Origin of the sequence: Oscillibacter sp. KLE 1728, assembly GCF_934833455.1 — a bacterium.
Lineage (GTDB): Bacteria > Bacillota > Clostridia > Oscillospirales > Oscillospiraceae > Oscillibacter > Oscillibacter welbionis.
The window spans coordinates 1-1,467 of record NZ_CAKVVF010000131.1; the positions used below are offsets into that span (position 1 = coordinate 1).

2 protein-coding genes are annotated in these 1,467 nt (G+C 64.3%); both read left to right on the plus strand.

Translation table 11 applies throughout. From position 1 onward, the window contains the following. The first annotated feature begins 149 nt into the window (after nt 1-149). Nucleotides 150-644, plus strand: coding sequence for an RNA polymerase sigma factor (locus QVE23_RS10695; protein ID WP_021749601.1), 495 nt, complete (start codon nt 150-152; stop codon nt 642-644). After that, nucleotides 628-1,467: zf-HC2 domain-containing protein (locus tag QVE23_RS10700; protein ID WP_287968201.1), on the plus strand; the 840-nt coding region annotated here is incomplete at its 3' end. The genes QVE23_RS10695 and QVE23_RS10700, both read left to right, overlap by 17 nt.

Below are 1,467 nucleotides of genomic sequence, written 5' to 3' on the forward strand. Positions count from 1 at the left end.
AATATGGGGGGCGCATCCCCTGCGGGTGCGTAATCCCCCGCGGCCGCCGTTCGGCGGCACATCCCTCTCCCCGCCGGTATGGTGGATTTTTTTCAAATCCGTGTAACGAATCCCCCGCCAGCCGGACATACCTGACAGAGAGGAGGGAGATGCCCTTGGCCAACATGGAAGAAATTTACCAGGCCCATGCCAGGACCGTCTATAAATTTCTCCTCTCCCAGTGCCATGACGCCGACCTGGCGGAGGAGCTGACCCAGGAGACCTTCTACCAGGCCGTCCGGTCCATCGACCGGTTCAACGGCTCCTGCAAGGTGTCCGTCTGGCTGTGCCAGATCGCCAAGCACCTGTGGTACCAGCACCTGCGGAAACGAAAACCGGAGGAGCCCCTGCCGGAGGACGGCCTGCCGGGCCCCTCCGCGGAGGAGGACGTGCTCACCCGGCAGGGCCATCTGGACCTGCTGCGGCAGATCCATGCCCTGCCCCCCAGCACCCGGGAGGTGGTGTACCTCCGGGCCTTCGGGGGCCTCAGCTTCCGGGAGATCGGGGACGTGCTGGGACGGACGGAGACCTGGGCCCGGGTGACGTTTTACCGGGGCAAGGAGGCACTGCGGAAAGGAGGAGCAGACCATGAAGAACATTCCTGAATTATCCTGCGCCATTGTGGAGGACCTGCTGCCCACCTATGTGGAGAGGCTGACCTCGGAGGAAACCAACATGGCGGTGGAGGCCCATCTGGCGTCCTGCCCCGCCTGTGCGGCCAAGCGGACCGCCATGGGGGCGAAGGAAACGGAAGCGGCGGGTCAAAACGCCGAAGAGACCGCCCGGGAGGTGGACTATCTGAAAAAAGTCCGGCACCGGGGCCGGAGGCGGATCATGCTGGCGGTGCTGGCAACCTTGCTGGTGCTGGCGGCGGGCTTTGCCGCCAAGGTGTTTATCATCGGCTCACCTCTGGATGCCGACGGAGTGGCGGTGTCCTCTCAGGAAGAAGACGATACACTGCGGGTTCACATCTCTTCCAGAGGCTCTGGCAACGCCTTTTGGGACTGGACGGTGGACAATCAGGACGGCGTGGTCACCATCACCGCCCGGAGCGTGCTGGTGTCCCCCCTGTTCCGTGACGGCGGCGGCACAGTGGAGGTGCCTCTGGAGGGCGTGACAGAAATCTGGCTGGGCAGGGCCGGATGGGGCCGGATGATCTGGCAGGACGATGTAGTGATCTCCGCGGATGCCTGGGCGCTGTATCAGTCCCGGACGCCCTACGCAGGAGAGAACTCCCTTGTGGGCCGGGCCTTGGCGGCGGTGGACACCTGGTATGGTCCCCCCATCGTCGACTATACCATCAGCCTGCAGACGAGCCAGGAGCCCTACGGCCTGACGATCCACTTTTCTGACGTCACCGCCCATATGTCCGGTGCCGGACGCGCCCTAGACAAACGAATGTACGCCACCGCCCCCACCCTTCTGGCG

Excerpts from the sequence above, each read along its gene's own strand:
- QVE23_RS10695 (WP_021749601.1), top strand. The coding sequence starts at position 150 with ATGCCCTTGGCCAACATGGAAGAAATTTACCAGGCCCATGCCAGGACC.